Annotated in this window: 17 protein-coding genes; 13 read left to right on the top strand and 4 right to left on the bottom strand. The window is 44.4% G+C overall.

The annotated features are described in order from the left end of the window. The first annotated feature begins 6 nt into the window (after positions 1 to 6). Positions 7 to 1,212: an AAA family ATPase gene (locus tag RID09_RS01905; protein WP_446334257.1), complete on the top strand. Its 1,206-nt coding sequence runs from the start codon at positions 7 to 9 to the stop codon at positions 1,210 to 1,212. A gap of 337 nt (positions 1,213 to 1,549) precedes the next feature. Here the strand turns inward: RID09_RS01905 and RID09_RS01900 are convergent, their stop codons facing one another. Then, complete coding sequence (locus tag RID09_RS01900) at positions 1,550 to 1,717, bottom strand: hypothetical protein (protein WP_446334256.1); 168 nt, start codon at positions 1,715 to 1,717, stop codon at positions 1,550 to 1,552. 218 nt (positions 1,718 to 1,935) lie between these two features. Between RID09_RS01900 and RID09_RS01895 the strand changes: the two genes are divergently transcribed. The 3 genes from RID09_RS01895 (at position 1,936) to RID09_RS01885 (ending at position 5,159) form a co-directional block, all read left to right on the top strand. Continuing rightward, positions 1,936 to 4,455, top strand: coding sequence for a tetratricopeptide repeat protein (locus RID09_RS01895; RefSeq protein ID WP_446334255.1), 2,520 nt, complete (start codon positions 1,936 to 1,938; stop codon positions 4,453 to 4,455). A gap of 49 nt (positions 4,456 to 4,504) precedes the next feature. Continuing rightward, positions 4,505 to 4,651, top strand: coding sequence for a hypothetical protein (locus RID09_RS01890; RefSeq protein ID WP_446334308.1), 147 nt, complete (start codon positions 4,505 to 4,507; stop codon positions 4,649 to 4,651). Positions 4,652 to 4,868: 217 nt separating this feature from the next. Next, complete coding sequence (locus tag RID09_RS01885; protein ID WP_446334254.1) at positions 4,869 to 5,159, top strand: hypothetical protein; 291 nt, start codon at positions 4,869 to 4,871, stop codon at positions 5,157 to 5,159. A gap of 76 nt (positions 5,160 to 5,235) precedes the next feature. Here RID09_RS01885 and RID09_RS01880 read toward each other — a convergent pair whose 3' ends face one another. After that, positions 5,236 to 6,036: a hypothetical protein gene (locus RID09_RS01880; RefSeq protein ID WP_446334253.1), complete on the bottom strand. Its 801-nt coding sequence runs from the start codon at positions 6,034 to 6,036 to the stop codon at positions 5,236 to 5,238. A 486-nt stretch (positions 6,037 to 6,522) separates the two neighbouring features. Between RID09_RS01880 and RID09_RS01875 the strand changes: the two genes are divergently transcribed. Beyond that, a complete protein-coding gene (locus RID09_RS01875) occupies positions 6,523 to 7,464 on the top strand; it encodes a lysophospholipid acyltransferase family protein (RefSeq protein WP_446334252.1) in 942 nt (313 codons plus the stop codon). 191 nt (positions 7,465 to 7,655) lie between these two features. Then, positions 7,656 to 9,062 carry an amidase gene (locus RID09_RS01870; RefSeq protein ID WP_446334251.1) on the top strand — a complete coding sequence of 469 codons (1,407 nt, stop codon included), beginning with the start codon at positions 7,656 to 7,658 and terminating at the stop codon, positions 9,060 to 9,062. A gap of 135 nt (positions 9,063 to 9,197) precedes the next feature. Here the strand turns inward: RID09_RS01870 and ndk are convergent, their stop codons facing one another. Further along, a complete protein-coding gene (gene ndk, locus RID09_RS01865; RefSeq protein WP_446334250.1) occupies positions 9,198 to 9,647 on the bottom strand; it encodes a nucleoside-diphosphate kinase in 450 nt (149 codons plus the stop codon). A gap of 180 nt (positions 9,648 to 9,827) precedes the next feature. On the opposite strand from ndk, the gene RID09_RS01860 reads away from it, so the two are divergent. From RID09_RS01860 to RID09_RS01830, 7 genes are all read left to right on the top strand, one after another. After that, positions 9,828 to 11,042, top strand: coding sequence for an RNA-guided endonuclease InsQ/TnpB family protein (locus RID09_RS01860; protein ID WP_446334249.1), 1,215 nt, complete (start codon positions 9,828 to 9,830; stop codon positions 11,040 to 11,042). 400 nt (positions 11,043 to 11,442) lie between these two features. Continuing rightward, positions 11,443 to 12,639, top strand: a complete 1,197-nt coding sequence (dxr, locus tag RID09_RS01855; RefSeq protein WP_446334248.1) for a 1-deoxy-D-xylulose-5-phosphate reductoisomerase — start codon at positions 11,443 to 11,445, stop codon at positions 12,637 to 12,639. Between the two features lie 165 nt (positions 12,640 to 12,804). Next, a complete protein-coding gene (locus RID09_RS01850) occupies positions 12,805 to 13,488 on the top strand; it encodes a Crp/Fnr family transcriptional regulator (protein WP_446334247.1) in 684 nt (227 codons plus the stop codon). A gap of 183 nt (positions 13,489 to 13,671) precedes the next feature. Next, on the top strand, positions 13,672 to 15,438 hold the full coding sequence (locus RID09_RS01845) for a M61 family metallopeptidase (protein ID WP_446334246.1): 1,767 nt from the start codon (positions 13,672 to 13,674) through the stop codon (positions 15,436 to 15,438). Between the two features lie 132 nt (positions 15,439 to 15,570). After that, the gene (locus RID09_RS01840; RefSeq protein ID WP_446334245.1) at positions 15,571 to 16,485 is read left to right on the top strand and encodes a branched-chain amino acid transaminase; all 915 of its coding nucleotides are present in this window, start codon (positions 15,571 to 15,573) and stop codon (positions 16,483 to 16,485) included. A gap of 21 nt (positions 16,486 to 16,506) precedes the next feature. Then, a complete protein-coding gene (locus RID09_RS01835) occupies positions 16,507 to 16,623 on the top strand; it encodes a PEP-CTERM sorting domain-containing protein (protein WP_446334307.1) in 117 nt (38 codons plus the stop codon). A gap of 380 nt (positions 16,624 to 17,003) precedes the next feature. After that, entirely contained in the window at positions 17,004 to 17,588 is a 585-nt protein-coding gene (locus tag RID09_RS01830) for a hypothetical protein (RefSeq protein ID WP_446334244.1), read from the top strand. 84 nt (positions 17,589 to 17,672) lie between these two features. Here RID09_RS01830 and RID09_RS01825 read toward each other — a convergent pair whose 3' ends face one another. Beyond that, positions 17,673 to 18,359, bottom strand: a complete 687-nt coding sequence (locus RID09_RS01825; RefSeq protein WP_446334306.1) for a TIGR04283 family arsenosugar biosynthesis glycosyltransferase — start codon at positions 18,357 to 18,359, stop codon at positions 17,673 to 17,675. Positions 18,360 to 18,623: the final 264 nt, after the last annotated feature.

Here is an 18,623-nt window from a genome sequence, read left to right as displayed (position 1 = left end):
ATAGTGATGAATTCAGAACAGGTTTGGTCTAAAGAAAATTCTCATCAGAACGATCGGCAAGCTAAGGGTTTATTGGGAGCGGGTTGGCGTCCTTTATCTCGGCAGTTTGATTTGGATTTTATTTTACATTTACTTCAAAATGACACCTCAGAGTTATTGCAAAAAACCCTGGATTTTACCAGTGATATTGCTGATACATTAGGGCGAAATCACTATAATATTTTTGCCAATGTTTTGAGCTTATTTTCCGAAAATATGCGTTATGAGTGGGATGAGTTTTGGGAGTACATTACCCCTGACCCGCCAGCCCCCAATCATTCTCAGAGAGAAGCGATATTCGTCAATACGCCCGTCACCCAAACAGTCACCCGCGAGAGTATTCCCATTGAGTATGTCCTGAATCGACTGCAAGAAGTCACCTTATTTAAAGTTTTGAATATTCTGGGCAATCCCGATTTAATTACTCAAGATTACATGGATCGCCGCTTTTATTATCCCATAGAAAAGTTTGTCAACTGGGAACGCTTAGAGGTTTTCGGCACAGTCTATGGCTACTGGTCTAATCCAGAAATTTGGTTACAAATTAATAACCAGGGTCAAGGACGGCGCTGCTACTGTTTAATGGCTGATGATATTCGACCTTTGGTGAATAAAGCTACGTATAATGTAGCGGTGATGCTGAGTGGCTATCAAAGTCGAGTGGGACAGGTTTACAGTCAGTTTCAGATTAGAGATTTTCCCAGTGATATTCAACGCTTTACGGATACAGTTCAGCAGGCAATTCTAGACCAAAATCAATTAGCGATTGTGGTGCATGGTGAACCGGGAACCGGGAAAACGGTATGGACACAAGCAGTGGCAAAGGAAATTCTGGTTCCGTTGGGGTATACTATTTTCATTCTCGATCACGATGCCGTAGAAAATTTTGTGCCGCCGAGTTATTTAGAACGAGTTGCCCTAATTATTAATGAAGCGGATAACTTAGCCAAAAATAGAGCCAGTGAAGTGGCGCAATGGAATAATAAAACGGAGCATATTCTCAGTTTGCTGGATGGAACGTTATATCAAAGTGTGATTGATGAAACCGGGATTAAAGCGCAGCAAAAATTAGTGGTATTAATGACTTGTAATACCACAGAACGATTCGACCCCGCGATGTTACGTAAAGGACGAGTCGATTTGACTTATGAGTTTATGCATCGATTTGTGTAAGGTTCAGTAGGGGCGTGGCACACCTAATTTGATAGATTAACTTGGGTTCGTAGTAAGGGATGCGAGCCCTATCTTTTGTTCTGACTTTTCACGGGAAGTCTAAAAACCTGAGTCGGGGCGGGTTTAGTTACATCTCTTGTGCAACCGAAAAGATAGCCGTGAAACCCGCCCCTACACAATTCACACTCACATTGCACCAGATACCGTGAAAAGTCAGATCTTTTGTTGGGTTTCGTTCCTCAACCCAACCTACAACCTATTCCACAATTTTAGCTGGGTCACGCCAGTAGGGGCAATTCATGAATCGCCCACATCCTGTATTTTAGGGAACTTGTGTCTATTTGCTATTCTTTGGGTTATCTTTTTTCAAAAAGTACCAGGCAAAAAGGATAGCATTGATCGCAAATCCTAATCCGGGATACAGGAGTTCCGCCAAGATAGGGAGAGCAAATTCACCAGTAAGAATAATCTGTTTTTTTATTCGTTGTGAAGTTTTGGTATTCATGATTTAGCCTTACGTTGAGGATGATGCAAGGCTAAATTTGGTGCAGTAGACTAAAGCAACAGTACCCAAACAATCGCTAAAATGCCTTTATCCTAAGCATCTAAGCAGTTTGGGGTAGATCAAAGTTTAGGAATCGCCCCAAACTTTTCGGCAAACTTGCCGCTCAACTCATTCCTGTAGCAGAATGTATATAAAGTTCCCACGGATACATGTAATCGATGGCACGGCTTACCTGCGGTGATGATGTTAAGCAACGAGTAAAGCGGCTATTTGAGGATTTGCTAGCTTACGCTAATGATAAATATGACAATGGAAAGGCTATTGACATTCAGTACAAGTGGCAAAATGAGAAGCAGCTAGTTGTCAGGGCAAAGCGCAGATATCTAGAAGAATTGACGGCTAAAGATAAGTATACGGGCAAGTTAACCGCAGCCCAAGTCAGGGAGGCTATTAAGTCTTTGAATGTTTTCTTGGGAATTTTGGATGATCACCGCACAACGACTCAAGGTTCAGAGGATTGGCACTTCACACTGAACTTGTGGGAGAAGGATCAAGAAGAAAACTTGAGGCAGTTTGAGATTGAGTGGGACAAAAAGAGACCACAAAAATCGCAAGCGTATGCAAGAAAAGCTAAGTCTCAAATCAATACTTTATCGGCTACATCTATCCCTATCCAACCCACAGCCTACGAAAACCTGAGTCGCAAAGGGATTCAGCGTCAACAGTTTAAAGGGCGCGATCGCGAACTGATTCACCTACACCATTTGTTGCAACAAAATTCTCAAGTTGCTATCACGGCGGCGGTTGTTGGGATGGGAGGAGTGGGTAAAACTGAACTGGCGATTCAATATGCACGGGAACATTTAAGCACTTATCAGGGAGGAGTTTGTTGGTTACCAGCGAATGATTTTGCCTCAAAGTTAGTGGAATTTGCCCATCCGCATTTTTTCCCCAATATCAACTTAGATAACTTGTCTCCACTGGAACGAGTGCGCTATTGTTGGCAACATTGGGCTGAAGGTGAAGTTTTACTGATAGTAGATAATGTTACTAACTATAAGCAACAGGTACATCCTTTACCCGAATCACATCGATTTAAAGTACTGATTACTACGCGAGAACAATTGGGCAAGCCAATTGTACGCCTAGACTTAGAAGTCCTTAAACCTGATCAGGCGTTGGACTTATTGAAATTTTTATTAGGGAATGAACGAGTTGAACAAGAATTAGACGCTGCGGCTGAACTATGTAAAGATCTGGGTTATTTGCCTTTGGGGTTAGAGTTAGTGGGGCGATATTTGGCAGATGAGCCGATCTCGATTGCCCAAATGATGGAACGGTTGCAACGGAAAGGACATCGAGATCCCGTTTTAATGGAAGCTGATCCGATGATGACAGCAAAACTCGGTGTCGCTGCTGCTTTTGAATTAAGTTGGGAACGCTTGGATAAAAATTCTCAACAGTTGGGATGTCTGCTTTCGTTGTTTGCTTTAGCGCCGATTCCGTGGGAATTGGTTGAAGGAGTTTACAAGTTTTGGCAAGGTAATGAGTTTGATTTGGAAGACTTGGAAAAACCGAGAAGGAATTTAATCAAGCTAAGTTTGCTTAATAGAGAACATACAACCTACAGTTTACATCCGTTAATTCGGGATTATTTCAAGGATAAGCTGGAAGGAATCGAGTCGGCGGATGAGATAAAACAAGGAATGTGTAGAGCAATGGCAAAAGTAGCAACAGAAATACCACAAAACTCTACTTTGGAGTTGATTAAAGAATTTTCTATCGTTATTCCCCACATGGAAGAAGTAGCTACAGTTATAAAAGAGTTTATAATCGATCAGGATTTGCCACAACCTTTTCTATGTTTGGTTAGCTTCTACCAAAGTCAAGGATTTTATGATCAGGCAAAACATTGGTTTGATGAATTCTTTTCTATCGCTGAAACTCGTAATGTTCCAGCTATAACCATGCTGAACAATCAAGCTATTGTCTATATTCATGAAAGTAATTATACTCAAGCAGAAAATTTATGTATGAAAGCTTTAGAAAAGACAGAAAGACTAAGAAAGGATAATATTTCAATTGATTATCGTGCAGCTATTCCCACTACAGCTATTCGCACTACTCTGGGGAGAATTTACTGTGAACAAAAGAGATACTCTCAAGCTTTATCTGTTTCAGAGCAAGCATTAGAAGAGTTAAATCAGGTTATAGTAAATTTAAATAAACTTTTACAATCCTGTTCAACTGTACCTTCAATAGTTGATCCAACTTCTTACAATAAACTTCTTGAACGTAAGGCTACAAACTTAAATACGCAGGGAAAAGTTTACTGTGAACAAGATAATTGGGATCAGGATCAGGCTCAACTGAAGTTAGAGGAAGCTCTACAAATTAGTCAAAGCCTACCTCCCGATATAAATTTTGCTTTAACTATGTGTATACTGGATAGTTTTGCATATTTTTACCTAAAGTGTGGTAATTTGCCAGCAGCAGAGAGAACTTATAAAGATGCTTTAGAACTGGTGCAAAAAACTCTGGGAGAAGATCATCAAAATTTTGGAATACTTCTCAATAGTTTAGCTCATTTACACATTTTGGGATATTATTCCCAGACAGAATCTGAGCAGTTATATTTACAAGCCTTGAATATTCTTGAAAAACGTCTAAGAACCGAACATCCAGAAACGGTTAAAGTCCGTAGAAGTTTAGAGCATTGCCGCAGCCAAATGTCTTGATAAACTTGAAACAAATAAATAATAGTCCCTAAGCTAGCTAAACTTTATTATGGAAGAATTACTTGAACTTAAAAGACTACTCTTAAAAGGTGATACTAAAGGAGCATTAGCCATCGTTGAAGAACTCGAAGAAATGAGCCGAGATGACAAAATTAATAATATTAGCAGCTATGGTGTCATACCAAATCCGGGTTAGCCACCCCCTTTATAAGCTAGTCCGCGCAGGCGGACTTTGTTTGTGTAGCTGCGACTTATAGTCGCCAGGGCAAAAAAGGGGTTCCTTCAAATTATTTCATCCTAAAGATATAAGCTTAAGTTGACCCTATGGGATATAATTATGGAGTCTCTGTTCTAAGCGTTATTACGTTAGGTAAATACCCTAGCCATGAGATAACGCATTCTATTCAAAAATTATGTTTTTTCTAAAACGACCCCTTCTATTACTTCCTCTGGCTTTACTGCTTGTTGTTTCAACAGGTTGTCGCGTGGAAAAAGAGCAAGCAGGGGAAGCCCCGGAGGTTGATGTTAACGTAGATCCGGGGAAGGTGCCCGAATATGAAGTTGAGGGTCCGGAAGTTGATGTAGGAACTCAGGAAAAAACCATTACTGTTCCTGAAGTTGAAGTTACCCAAGAAGAAAAGACGATTACAGCGCCTGATGTTGACATTAAACCTCCTACAGATGAGGATTCTCCAGAGAATTAATGCAAATAAAAGCTTGGGGAGCTTCTTTTGGCAACTGAGAAGCTCCCCTGGTAATTTAGGTTACTTCCAGGTATCCCTAAGCTTTGCAGTAGTCTACAGTGTTTTTCACAGATTCAATAGTAATGTTTGCGCCTTTTCTGACGACAAATTCACTGGCACCAATTTCACCCTCAAGACTTCCCCAGTCATAGCTATAACCTAATCGTGTCCAAGGATAACCATTAGTCTCATAAGAGGCTAACTGTAAATTATTGATCCAATCCTGATGTTGCAGATCAACAGTCTCAGGGAATTTCACCTCACAGCGAGTATCGTTGGTTTCTGCATCGGGACAAGGACGAAATAGATCAGAGACATTCACCCACATTTCCACAAATTTGGTTTTGCCATTGTGAGGTGGTAAACCGAGGTATTGTTCTAGGCGTAAGGCGAGGCTTTCTGAGTCAAGGTTTAAGGTTCGGGCAAAGGTTTGCAGTTCAGGAACCGACGTTACCCAAGTTTCTCGGCTTAATTCCATCGGTAAGCCAATTTGAGTATCATAGCCATTCCAGGATGTCCAGGTAACCATTAATACTTGTTTTTGCCCCTGGTAATCTCTCCATTTTAAATTGGGATTGTTGGCGGAAATAGCTTGGAGAGTTGTGTAGATTTCTGACTCATCCGCGACTTGGGCATCTTCAATGGCTCTCACATAAGAGCGTTTGAGTAATGTTTCCAACAGGGATGAATCGACTGATGCTAGGCTTACTTGAGTAGTGGTAAGGAATTGGGGTAGGGGCGCAGCCGTAGCTAGGCTGGAAGGGTTGGGAAGGTTAAGACACCAAAACCCGATGATTAAGGCGAAAAGAGAAACAAGAAATCGACTGTATTTGCTCATAGATTTCATGGGAAAAAACGTTAATTTTTTTGGTCTAATGTACCATTGCTCAATGTTTGGCTTCTTTTGTAGCTGTTGTCTAACCCATCCGACTGGATGGACACAGCTAAAATGGTGGAATCGATTTTACGGTTACATCGGGCGCACGTCGGTGCTACTCTACAGTTCTAATCCATCCAATTAGATGTGTCACGCCACTACATTAGATGGGCTGATTGAGGATGGTGTAGGAGCTGAACCTCCTATAACGAGCTAAAAAACGGGTATGTAATAGTATGCCAGTTTTTTAACTGTCTATGCTACTGTTGTGACTTGAACCGCTGCGAATCCAAGCCGTTCAGGATTGTGTAACTGAAGCAACGGAGTGAAGAGGGTGACAAAGGAAAAACTGGGCTATTGCATCTCCTATCCCGGAAAGACGTTATCAAAGATGAATGATGAAGTCTCTCTTGGCTACCTTGGTTTCCCCTGTTTCCCGAATTGCTTATGAGTCCCCCTGTAGAGAATCAGCAAACCCAACAAACCCAACCGCCACCCCTGACACCTGCAATGATTCAACGGGTGAAGGAAGGATTGAGTGCTGCCCGCGATCGCAGAGTGCGTTATGCTGTCGAAAATGCGAGGAATAATCTTGAGGCGATCGCAAAAGGGGATTGTGATCAGCGAGTCAGCCCAAGGGTAAGGCGTTTCATCCTGCGATCGTTCATTCATCTTCTGTTCCCCGTGGGAATAGAAAATCCGGAACATATCCCCACTCAACCCGCACTACTCGCCGCGAACCATCTCAATCACATTGATCCATTACTGATTCTTGCCGAAGTTCCAGGACGTCCCTACTACTATACTCCGGCTGATGCTCGTACTCTCTATAACAATTGGTGGAAACGCCGGATTTTGGGTTGGGCTGGGGGTGTAATTCCCCTAGAACGGCGCTGGAAAGAAGAAAAAGCAGTCATCGAAGCCGCCCAATCAGGGCGTGAAGATTTAGCCGACTTAGCCACCGCGATTGAAGAGGATGTGCCAAGTAACTCCGGACTGGGTACAATGCGACAGGTAGAACGGGCGGTTCAGGCAATTTTTGCCCGTGGGGATGGCATTTTAATCTTTCCAGAGGGGAGACTGGGTGAGGTTGAAGGTGAATTGCAATTACCCTTAGCGCGAGGCGGTATGATGTACGCTTTACGGGCTGGCGTACCCATTGTACCCGTAGCGTTGATTGGCACCCATGACCTTTATTTTCGCAAGCCATTAACTCTTCGATTTGGCGAACCTTTGCACTTTCCCCAATCCCACCGACCAAAACCTGGAGAAGTCCAGAAGGCGATGGAGACTTTACAAGAAGCGCTGATCAAACTCTTACCCAATAACTATCAAGAACCCAACCAACCCAAACCCCTGCGTCATTGGCTCAATTGCCTATTATTGTAATTGTGAATGTTGTGTAGGGGATCTTTTCACTACTATCGTTTCTGACCTTACCCAGATGCAACTCAACCCGCCCCGACTAAGTTTTGAATTATTTGACAAATGACGAATGACAAAGGACGTATGAATTATCAATTATGAATGAGAATTCTCTATCCCCTGTTCCCTGTTCCCTGTTAAGAGTTCCCTGAAAAATGACAAACAAAGATTTAGCATTCACATCCGCCTTAGAACAAGCGCAATTAATTCGCCAAGGTCAACTATCCCCCTTAGAATTAGTCGAACTTTATTTAGCACGCATTCAAAAGTTTAATCCTCAACTGGGCAGTTATTTTAGTGTCGCCACTGAGATGGCGCTAGCAGATGCCAAAGCCAAAACTGAACAGTTGACACAGATAAGAGATAACGCTGAACTGCCCCCCTTTTTTGGCGTACCCATTTCTATCAAAGACCTCACTTCTGTGCAGGGGTTGCCCTGTAGCTACGGCACACCAATTCTCAAAGATAAAATAGCACCTTATGATGATGGAGTCGTCACCCGGATTAAACAAGCCGGATTCATTATTTTAGGCAAAACCGCCACCTCAGAAGTCGGTTCTCTTCCCTATACCGAACCCCCAGGATTTCCCCCAGCCCGTAATCCCTGGAATTTAGAGTACACTCCAGGCGGATCAAGTGGGGGTGCAGCCGCTGCTGTCGCCGCCGGATTATGCGCGATCGCTCAGGGTTCTGATGGGGGCGGTTCAGTTCGCGGACCTGCCTCCTGCTGCGGCGTGGTGGGGATTAAACCCTCACGGGGTCGAGTATCCTTTGCCCCTGTAGGCGATCGCCAAAGTGGAATTGCCAGTAATGGTGCTTTAGCCCGCACGGTTGCAGATGCGGCGGCGTTGCTGGATGTGATGTCGGGCTATATTCCGGGTGATCCCTATTGGTTACCTGATCCGGAGGTATCGTTTCTGGAAGCCACTCGTCAACCCCTAGGTCAGTTGAGAATTGCCTTTTCTACAGCGATACCCCCTCTAGGGGATGCCGCAGAGGTTTGTCAGCAGGCGGTGCATGAAACGGTGCGGCGATTGGAAGATATGGGACATGAGGTAGAACCGGGTTGTCCCGATTTTAGTGGTTTAGTGGAACCTTTTCAAAAGGTGTGGCAAGCGGGGGTAACGGCTACAGGAATTCCCGTGGCGGCGTTGAGTCCGATGAACCAGTGGATTGCTGCCCAATCCGGTTCGGCTGGGGAGTATTTGCAAGCCGTTGCCCAAATGCAGATTATATCGCGACAGATTGTCGGTTTTTTTGAGAAGTTTCAGGTGCTAGTGCTTCCGGTTTATATGCAGCCAACGATTCGTGTGGGTGAGTGGGCGGATTTAAGTCCAGAGGAAACGTTGCAAAATATTATTCGTTGGATTGCGCCCTGTCCTCCGTTTAATGCAAGTGGACTACCCGCGATCGCAATTCCCACCGGATTTGACTCAAAGGGTTTGCCTGTGGGGGTTCAGCTTGTGGGACGCCCCGCAGCCGAAGCCACGCTGATTGCGTTAGCTACCCGGTTAGAAGCGACAAATCCTGGGATTCATCAGCGTCCAGCTTTAGTTGCTTGAGTCAATCATGAAAATCCCCAGACTACCAGCCGCGTCTGGGGTGTTTGTTCTATTAACGCTTTGGGTATTCGTGTTTGACATCCTCACCACGCCGTAGGGGTTTGGTTACCAAACCCCTACAGTTATCTAGCATCCTTATTCGTAGATCCAAGGGTTGATGGTTGGTTGCCAGCTTACCAGTTCCTCATCCTTAAACCAGAGCTTAATTTCCTGTTGGGCGGTTTCTAACGCATCCGAACCGTGGATCAGGTTGCGACCAACGGTGACGCCAAAATCGCCACGAATCGTTCCAGGTTCAGCGTTGAGGGGATTGGTTGCACCAATGATTTTCCGGGCAGAGGCAATAATACCATTGCCTTCCCAAACCATTGCCACAACAGGACCAGAGGTAATGAATTCAATCAGTCCAGCAAAAAAACCCTTGTCTTTGTGAACCGCATAATGTTGTTCTGCCAATTCGCGGCTAACACTCATCAGCTTAAGTCCCACCAGGGTAAAGCCTTTAGTCTCAAACCGTTGGATAATTTCACCCACCAGATTACGCTGGACGCCATCTGGCTTAATCATTAGAAATGTCCGCTCCAAGTTTCTCTCCTCAACATATTTCTTTCACAAATTACATGATAAGCGATGGTGCAGGCTCCCTCGTGATTTATCCGAGGGATGAAACCGAGCAAGGCGTTTAGCTCTTCGCAACTTTAGTTGCGAGTCTAGTACAATTATCGAATTTACGCTATAATAAGTAGCGTAATCAAGAAGATGGCCATGATAGTCTTTGAGTTCAAAATCAAAGCTAAACCTGCTCAATACGCAGCTATTGATGAGGCAATTCGGACAGCGCAGTTTGTCCGAAATAAATGCTTGCGGTACTGGATGGATAACAAAGGTATCGATAAGTATGACCTCAGCAAATATTGCCGTGTGTTGGCGAAAGAGTTTGGCTTTGCGGCGGAACTCAATTCTCAAGCGCGTCAAGCGTCGGCTGATCGTGCTTGGAGTGCTATTAGTCGCTTCTACGAAAATTGTCGAAAAAAGGTTAAAGGTAAAAAGGGTTTTCCCAAGTTCAAGAAAAACAGCCGTTCGGTTGAGTACAAAACATCAGGATGGAAGCTATCGGAGAATCGGAAAGCCATAACTTTCACCGGCAAAAAAGTAATAGGGCGACTAAAACTGAAAGGCACTTATGACCTAAACTTCTACTCTATTGACCAAATCAAGCGAGTAAGGTTGGTTAGACGTGCCGATGGCTATTATGCACAATTTGCGGTTAAGGCTGATGTGCGGGTTGAAACTAAGCCTACTGGGAAAACCATTGGGTTAGACCTAGGGATTAAATACTTTCTAGCTGATTCTAATGGCAACACTGAGGAGTCTCCAAAGTTTTACCGCAAATCGGAAAGGCAACTCAATCGAGCTAATCGCAAGAAGTCTAAGAAGTACCGAAAAGGAGTAAAACCACAATCTAAAAATTATCATAAGGAAAGAAAACGATATGCCCGGAAGCATTTAAGAGTAAGTAGGCAGCGAAAAGAATACTGCAAGCGAGTTGCATATTCCGTTATCCAATCTAACGATTTGGTAGCATACGAAGACTTGAATGTCAAAGGGTTGGTAAGAAATCGTCACTTGTCTAAGTCTATTTCTGACGCTGGCTGGTCTACGTTTCGGCAATGGCTAGAATACTTCGGACATAAATACGCAAAGGTGACGGTGGCAGTTCCTCCGCACTACACCTCTCAAGATTGTCCAAAGTGTCACTATCGAGTCAAAAAATCTCTATCTCAACGAACCCATGTTTGTGGAAACTGTGGATACATTGAAGACAGGGATATCGCAGCCAGTCTAAACATCCTTCAAAAAGGATTGAGTACGGCAGGGCATGCCGGAAACTACGCTTGGGGAGACCTGCCCTCTTGGGCGATTGGAGCAATCCTGTCGTCTAACGGCGGATCGGAGAACCAAGAATCCCCGCGTCTTTAGACCGGGGAGTGTCAACAAACCCAGATTAGACCATATTCTTGTCCATCGCCGTGGAGTTAATCCGGCGCTGGTTTGCTAGAGAGACAGGGGAGTAATATCTTGAGCTTGTCATTGCGTTGTCTTCGCCATACGCGATCGCATGACTAAAAACCGTAACCAGCCAATCAATAATGGTGTTGGGTTTCCTAGCGTCAACCCAATCTACTGGACTGACCTAAAATTGTGAAATAGATTTTACCATTGAATCGGGCGCACGCCATGCGCCCCTACGGTTTCCGGTGAACCCGTTTTAACGGGTTTAAGCTTTGACGCGGAACTTGAGTTCTGGGCTGAAATCTGATGAACGATGTGCAAAATAATCCTATAGTAATAAAGAGCGGCGAATTCTTAAGAAACTGTTGTGAAATCAATTACTCTCCTCGGCTCCACTGGATCGATTGGCACCCAAACCCTAGAGATTCTGACTCACCATCCAGACCAATTTCGGTTGGTGGGATTGGCTTCCCGGCGCAATGTGGAACTATTAGCTGCCCAGATTCGGCAGTTTCGACCGGAAATCGTAGCAATTTGTGATGCTGAAAAATTACCTGACCTAAAAGCCGCGATCGCAGATCTTGATCCCCAACCGATTCTGGTGGCGGGAGAAGCGGGTGTGGTAGAAGTTGCCCGTTATGGTGATGCTGAAGCGGTAGTCACTGGGATTGTCGGTTGTGCGGGATTGCTACCCACCATTGCCGCCATTGAAGCGGGAAAAGATATTGCCTTAGCCAACAAGGAAACCCTAATCGCAGGTGGACCGGTTGTCAATCCCCTGATTGAAAAACATGGCGTTAAACTGCTTCCGGCTGACTCGGAACATTCTGCCATCTTCCAATGCCTTCAGGGAGTCCCAGAGGGAGGATTACGGCGCATTATCCTCACCGCATCTGGGGGCGCTTTCCGGGATTGGTCGGTGGACAGGTTAGGGGAGGTAACCGTCGCCGATGCGATTAAGCATCCCAACTGGTCGATGGGGCGCAAAATTACCGTCGATTCCGCTACCTTGATGAATAAGGGGCTAGAGGTAATTGAGGCACACTTCCTCTTCGGTATGGATTATGACGATATCGATATTGTCATCCATCCCCAGAGCATTATTCACTCCTTAATCGAATTACAAGATACCTCCGTCTTAGCCCAGTTAGGGTGGCCCGATATGCGCTTACCCCTACTCTATGCCTTATCCTGGCCCCATCGCATCTATACAGACTGGGAACCCTTGGATTTAGTCAAGGCGGGGACATTGACATTTAAAGAACCCGACCATGATAAATATCCCTGTATGCAATTAGCCTACGCCGCAGGGCGGGCTGGAGGTTCAATGCCGGCTGTATTAAACGCCGCTAATGAGCAAGCCGTGGCACTGTTTTTAGAGGAGAAAATCCAATATTTAGACATTGCCCGGTGTATTGAGCAAACCTGCGATCGCCACGCCCACGACAACTGCCCTGATCCTGGACTAGAAGATATTCTAGCCGCCGATCGCTGGGCAAGACAGGAAGTATTGCGGATTTATGAGAACTTAGAAAAGGGCGATCGCGTCGTTTCTCTGCGATAATAAAAACACTGTTGGTCAATTAACTTACGGTTAACCCCCCGGCACCCTCTGCCCCTTTGCACTCCTACACCCCTGCTCACAGACCACTAACTCAAGGAAGTTGGGGACTGTTGTTCTGGTGTGGTGTAATGGAATCTTAGATGATCCAACTTTAATAAACCTTTCATGCACACCAAAGCTTTTAGTGAGCTTTTCCCCCTATTTAATACGGCAAACCCCGAGACATTAGAATGGCTTTTGTCAGTTGGAGTCGAACATGAGTATCCCACAGGGCGAGCCGTCTTAATGGAAGATGCCTGGGGTAATGCTGTTTACTTTATCATGTCCGGTTGGGTCAAAGTTCGACGCCTATATGGGGACAACGCCGTTACTTTAGCCATTTTGGGTCGGGGAGATTTTTTTGGCGAGATGGCAATCTTGGATGAATCTCCCCGTTCTACAGATGTTGTCGCCCTTTCATCGGTCAAATTACTCAGCGTCTCTGCCCAGCGCTTCATTCAAACTCTGTTCAAAGATCCCCAGTTACACCACAGGATGCTACAACTGATGGTCAGACGGCTACGTCAGACTAATGTCCGCTTTCAACGACGCCATCAACCGCCGGCGATTAAGTTAGCCAATACTTTAGTCAACTTAGCAGAGAATTATGGTCAAGTGGGGGAAAAGGGAACCGAAATCTATAACATTCCCTATAAAGACTTGGCTGATGTTACAGATATCAGTGTTGAAGATACAGCCAAAATCATGAAAAAGCTAGACAGTAAAGGCTGGATTAACGTTGAATCCCAAGACCAAAAACTTTGTCTGATTAATCTCAAACAACTAACCCATCTAGCTGGACGGCTTTAGGATAACTATAGGGGAGATGGGGAAGATGGGGGCGGGTTTAGCCACCTCTGGATGAGGTAAAAAAGGATAAGTGAAACCCACCCCTACATACCTCTACCGCTAGGTTCCCTCTTTCCCAAGTGAAGGGTCAAAACTTTTTCCCCGTTCCCGGTTCCCCGTTCTCTGACAAATGATGAATGACAAATGACGAATGACAAAGGACGAATGACTAAACCCACCTTTCATTATCACGTCGCGATGCCTCAACCTCAATCTCATCTGTTTGAGGTGACGCTACAGGTGAATGGTTGGTCTGAATCAGTGCTAGATTTAAAAATGCCCGTTTGGACTCCAGGGTCTTATCTAGTGCGGGAATATGCCAAACACCTACAGGATTTCAAGGTTGAATCTGTCCAAGAGAACCAACCCTTACCCTGGGATAAACAGAGTAAAAATCACTGGCAGATTCAAACTACAGACGCTTCAAACATCGTTGTCCGCTACCGCGTCTTTGCCAATGAATTATCAGTACGCACCAATCACCTAGATGCAACCCACGGCTATTTTAATGGGGCGGCATTATTCCTGTTTGTCCCTGGTTTTGAGCAACAGCCGATTCAGGTGACGATTGTACCCCCTAAATCGGATTGGCAGACGACAACACCCTTACCCGCCGTCGATGGTGCTGAGAATACCTTTGAGGCAAGTGATTTTGACACCTTAGTCGATAGTCCCTTTGAAATAGGCACACAGCAGGTTTACGATTTTGAAGTTCTAGGTAAACCCCATCAACTGGCAATTTGGGGACAGGGAAATGCTGATCCCCAACGGATTATTGCGGATACGACAAAAATTATCGAGACAGAAGCCGAGTTATATGGGGGATTACCCTACGAACGATATTTGTTTTTACTGCATTTATCGTCCACAGGCTTTGGTGGTTTAGAACATAAAACCTCTTGTTCCTTAAATTATCCCCGTTTCAGTTTCCGGGCGAAAGATAAATACAATCGTTTCATGCAATTAGTCGCCCATGAGTTCTTTCACCTGTGGAATGTTAAGCGGATTCGACCCAAAGTCTTGGAACGGTTTAACTATGAACAAGAAAGCTATACCACATCCCTGTGGTTTTGTGAAGGGACAACCAGTTATTATGATTTAGTCCTCCCCTTACGGGCAAAGATTTACGATAGCAAGACTTTTTTAGAGGGGTTGAGTAAAGAAATTACCCGGATGCAACTGCTCCCAGGACGTTTGGTGCAACCCCTGAGTGAGTCCAGTTTTGATGCTTGGATTAAGTTATATCGCCGGGATGCCAATAGTGATAATAGTCAGATTTCCTATTATCTCAAAGGAGAAATGGTATCCTTCTTACTGGATTTGCTGGTGCGATCGCGTCATGGCAATCAGCGCTCCCTGGATGATGTGATGCGGCGGATGTGGCAAGAGTTTGGCGTCAAGGAAGTTGGCTTTACTCCCCAACAACTGCGAGAGGTGTTGGAGTCTGTCGCTGATACCGATTTGGGTGATTTCTTCCATCGCTACATTGAAGGGACAGAAGAATTGCCCTTTGATGAATATCTCAAACCCTTTGGCTTAAAAATCAAGGTGGTGGAAGACGAGGAATCAATACCCTATTTGGGGTTAATTGTCAAGAGCGAAAATGGGCAAGAGGTGGTCAAATTTGTCAACGCCACCTCTCCTGCGGGAATAGCCGGAGTAGATGCTGGGGATCAGTTACTAGCAATAGACGGTTGGCGAGTCAGTGCAGATCAATTATGCGATCGCCTAAAAGATTATCATCCCGGTGACACGATTCAGGTAACCGTGTTCCACCAAGACGAACTTTGTACCTTACCCGTTACCTTAGGCGAATCCCAACCCACCCGTTACCAAGTTGTACAGATTGAAAATCCCTCAGCGACTCAAAAACAGAATTTAGCGGGGTGGTTGAACACCCCAGGGAATTAATAACTCTACCCACCTTCCCTTTCCCTCATTTGTCCGACTTCTAAATCGATGTTCTAGTCCCTGGCAAAATCACTGAGCTGTAGTACAATCGATCACCATACCTTCCAGTAGCCCTGACTGTCTAGTTTAAAAATGCATAAATTTCTGCCAATCGCTTACTTTAAAAATCAATTTCTTCCCTTCGATGATGCCAAGATTTCCATTGCTACCCATGCGCTGCATTATGGCACAGGCGCGTTTGGCGGATTGCGCGGGATTCCTGATCCGCAAAACCCCGAACAAATTCTCCTGTTTCGCTTAGACCGCCATTGTAAACGATTAAGTGACAGTGCAAAATATTTACATTACGACTTACCCGCTGATAAAATCAAAACTATAATTGTAGAATTCGTCAAGAAAAACCAAGTTAAAACCTCGTTTTATATCCGACCCTTTATTTATACATCCGATTTGGGAATTGCCCCCAGACTGCATAAGATCGAGAAAGACTTTTTCGTCTATGGATTAGAACTTGGTGATTATTTATCCCCAGAAGGGGTAAGCTGTCGGATTAGTTCCTGGTATCGTCAAGCCGATCACAGTTTGCCCCTGAGAGGGAAAATTAGCGGAGCCTACATCACATCATCTCTGGCAAAAACAGAAGCGGTAGAATCCGGGTTTGATGAAGCATTATTAATGAATTCTCAGGGTAAAATTTGTGAAGCATCGGGGATGAATATCTTTATGGTGCGGAATGGACAACTGATTACGCCGGGATATGACCAAGATATTTTAGAAGGAATCACCAGAGATAGTATCCTGACGCTGGCAAAGGATTTAGGTATCCCCACAATCGAACGCCCTGTGGATAAATCGGAGTTATTTATTGCCGATGAAGCATTTTTAAGTGGAACGGCGGCTAAAATTACTCCAATTAAACGGATTGAGAATTATGAGTTGCCTAAAACCCGACCCATCACAGAGAAACTGAGAGACAAAATTACGGCAATTACGGAAAATCGCGATCCAAATTATCAAGATTGGGTGTATGTCGTTCCTCTAGGATAGAGTAATGATAACCCTTATGAAATAGCCATCGAGGTTGAGACACAGACTGTTCCTGAACCTTTTACAATTGTCGGTCAAGGAGTAGCTTTAGGATTGGGACTGATTTACACAAGAAGAAAGCAGAAAACAAACGTCTAACTGTATCTCATACCAAGTTGCGTTCTATCATGTCTAGCTAGGAAGAGCGAAGCGAATAATCTGGACAGATGCTTCGCGTCACGGAGCCTGCCCTCGAACGAGTTTAAGGGTTTCAATGCGTTTTGCTCAGCATGACAGATTCTACTTTAAACTGCAACTTGGTATCAGGTGAATAAGGTTAGTTACAGTCTCTAAATGTAAAATTATAGGTGATAGAACTTGACTTAATGTAAACATTATTGAATGAAATAACAAGTTAAATTAAATTTAATTAAGAATCAATAAAATCAATTGAAAGGATAAGAAAATAATTTTAAGGTTAGGCAAACAGACGAATTGAGTTGACTTGATTCGTCTCAACGTTTTTTAGGAGAAAGCCGATGATAAATTTTAAATCATTATTAACGACGTTGATGGGCGGGAAGACTCTCCCCAGAGGATTAGACAACACCGCCTCAGAATCAACCTTTATTGAAGATGTTGATACAGGACAACTGATTTCATCCGCTCAAGGTCCAATCGCAGTGCCAACGATTGACACAATTGAGGGCAGTTTGTTTAGTCTGGCAGATATCGATCTCTACCAACTTGAATCTGAACGTCAAGCATTTTTTAAATTTCGTGTTGTTCAAAATCCCTTATTATCTGTATCATCTTTATCATCTTTGTCTATGTTTTTATTTGATGCAATGGGCAAAGGACTAGCAGCAGGAATCGGAGAAGTTGGGTTCAATTTTGCTGAAAACGAGACGTTCTATTTAGGGATCAGTGATGGTCTTAATCCACTGAATAGTGCCGGAGAAGTGCTGTTATCACCAGAGGGAGAGGTATATACAGGAACTTTGACAGGTTGGCAAGCTCCTGGACTGGTAATTCCTGTATTTACTCATTATAAAATAGCAATAGAAACCGAGACACAGACGGTTCCTGAACCTTTGACAATGGTCGGTCAGGGTGTAGCTTAGGGAGCAGTAAACATTTGACGCTTGTTATCATTTCTGACTACAGCGGACAGAATTTATGTCCAGGTACTTATTGGCACAAAGACCTTACCCTTTTCCCCTATACCATCGCGCCAGTTTGTCAGGAGAAACTCCGAAAAAATACCCTAGAATAATAAGCTGGTTAATTAAAGTTGTTTTGATGATTCCTAACCGTTCCCACCGTCGTCCTGATGTCAGAATAGATGCTGGAACAATGGAAATTCGTCCCTGATGTTTCAAGCGGCGGATGAATTCAAAATCTTCCATAATTGGCAAATTAGGAAAACCTCCTATGCTATGAAAGATGGTCGCTTTTAAGAATATAGCTTGGTCGCCATAAGGCATCGAAAAAAAACGCGATCGCCAATTCACCAGTCGTTCAATGAGGCGCAAACCCAACTGTTGAGAATCAATGCGTAATTCAAACGCCCCCGCAATAGTTTGGGGTTCTTGCAGCGCTTGGCGAACTAAACAATCAAAATTGGCAGGTAAACGGGTATCCGCGTGGAGAAATAGGAGAATATCACCCGTCGCCCTCGCTGCACCGGCATTCATTTGACAGGCGCGACCGGGTGGGGTAGAAATAACCTGGACATTTCGCGATCGCGCCACGGTGACTGTTTCATCGCGACTCCCCCCATCTACCACAATAACGTCCACATTATTAGTACCCATAAGCCTCTCTAAAACCGAACCAATCGTACTCGCTTCATTTAAAACAGGAATAATAACTGAAATCGTTTCGGTTTGCATTTCATCCATTTTTCGCGGCGGGATACCTCGTCCATACTATGTATAGACGTTTTAGGTGAAGAATTGCCTCCTACCTAAGTTGAACGTGATAGGATCTATTCACCATCTACTGTAGGAAGGTCTTGTAAGCAACCCCGGTCTCGCATACACGGAGCTTTAGCCAAATAAGTTAAAGCTGTGCTTACCAGCCTAAGTGCTAAGCGCACTACGTTATCGGCAAGTGTTAAAGACCTACCAGCGGATGCGATAGCCAGTTTGCTGCTC

It is taken from the genome of Coleofasciculus sp. G1-WW12-02 (genome assembly GCF_040219735.1).
GTDB lineage: Bacteria > Cyanobacteriota > Cyanobacteriia > Cyanobacteriales > Coleofasciculaceae > Coleofasciculus.
This window is presented reverse-complemented; position numbering and strand designations above follow the sequence as displayed.

What these genes read in the sequence shown, in the direction of transcription:
- RID09_RS01905 (WP_446334257.1), top strand. Translation starts at nt 7, where the DNA reads ATGAATTCAGAACAGGTTTGGTCTAAAGAAAATTCTCATCAGAACGAT.
- RID09_RS01900 (WP_446334256.1), bottom strand. Translation starts at nt 1,717, where the DNA reads ATGAATACCAAAACTTCACAACGAATAAAAAAACAGATTATTCTTACT.
- RID09_RS01895 (WP_446334255.1), top strand. Translation starts at nt 1,936, where the DNA reads ATGGCACGGCTTACCTGCGGTGATGATGTTAAGCAACGAGTAAAGCGG.
- RID09_RS01890 (WP_446334308.1), top strand. Translation starts at nt 4,505, where the DNA reads ATGGAAGAATTACTTGAACTTAAAAGACTACTCTTAAAAGGTGATACT.
- RID09_RS01885 (WP_446334254.1), top strand. Translation starts at nt 4,869, where the DNA reads ATGTTTTTTCTAAAACGACCCCTTCTATTACTTCCTCTGGCTTTACTG.
- RID09_RS01880 (WP_446334253.1), bottom strand. Translation starts at nt 6,036, where the DNA reads ATGAGCAAATACAGTCGATTTCTTGTTTCTCTTTTCGCCTTAATCATC.
- RID09_RS01875 (WP_446334252.1), top strand. Translation starts at nt 6,523, where the DNA reads ATGAGTCCCCCTGTAGAGAATCAGCAAACCCAACAAACCCAACCGCCA.
- RID09_RS01870 (WP_446334251.1), top strand. Translation starts at nt 7,656, where the DNA reads ATGACAAACAAAGATTTAGCATTCACATCCGCCTTAGAACAAGCGCAA.
- RID09_RS01860 (WP_446334249.1), top strand. Translation starts at nt 9,828, where the DNA reads ATGATAGTCTTTGAGTTCAAAATCAAAGCTAAACCTGCTCAATACGCA.
- RID09_RS01850 (WP_446334247.1), top strand. Translation starts at nt 12,805, where the DNA reads ATGCACACCAAAGCTTTTAGTGAGCTTTTCCCCCTATTTAATACGGCA.
- RID09_RS01845 (WP_446334246.1), top strand. Translation starts at nt 13,672, where the DNA reads ATGACGAATGACAAAGGACGAATGACTAAACCCACCTTTCATTATCAC.
- RID09_RS01840 (WP_446334245.1), top strand. Translation starts at nt 15,571, where the DNA reads ATGCATAAATTTCTGCCAATCGCTTACTTTAAAAATCAATTTCTTCCC.
- RID09_RS01830 (WP_446334244.1), top strand. Translation starts at nt 17,004, where the DNA reads ATGATAAATTTTAAATCATTATTAACGACGTTGATGGGCGGGAAGACT.
- RID09_RS01825 (WP_446334306.1), bottom strand. Translation starts at nt 18,359, where the DNA reads ATGCAAACCGAAACGATTTCAGTTATTATTCCTGTTTTAAATGAAGCG.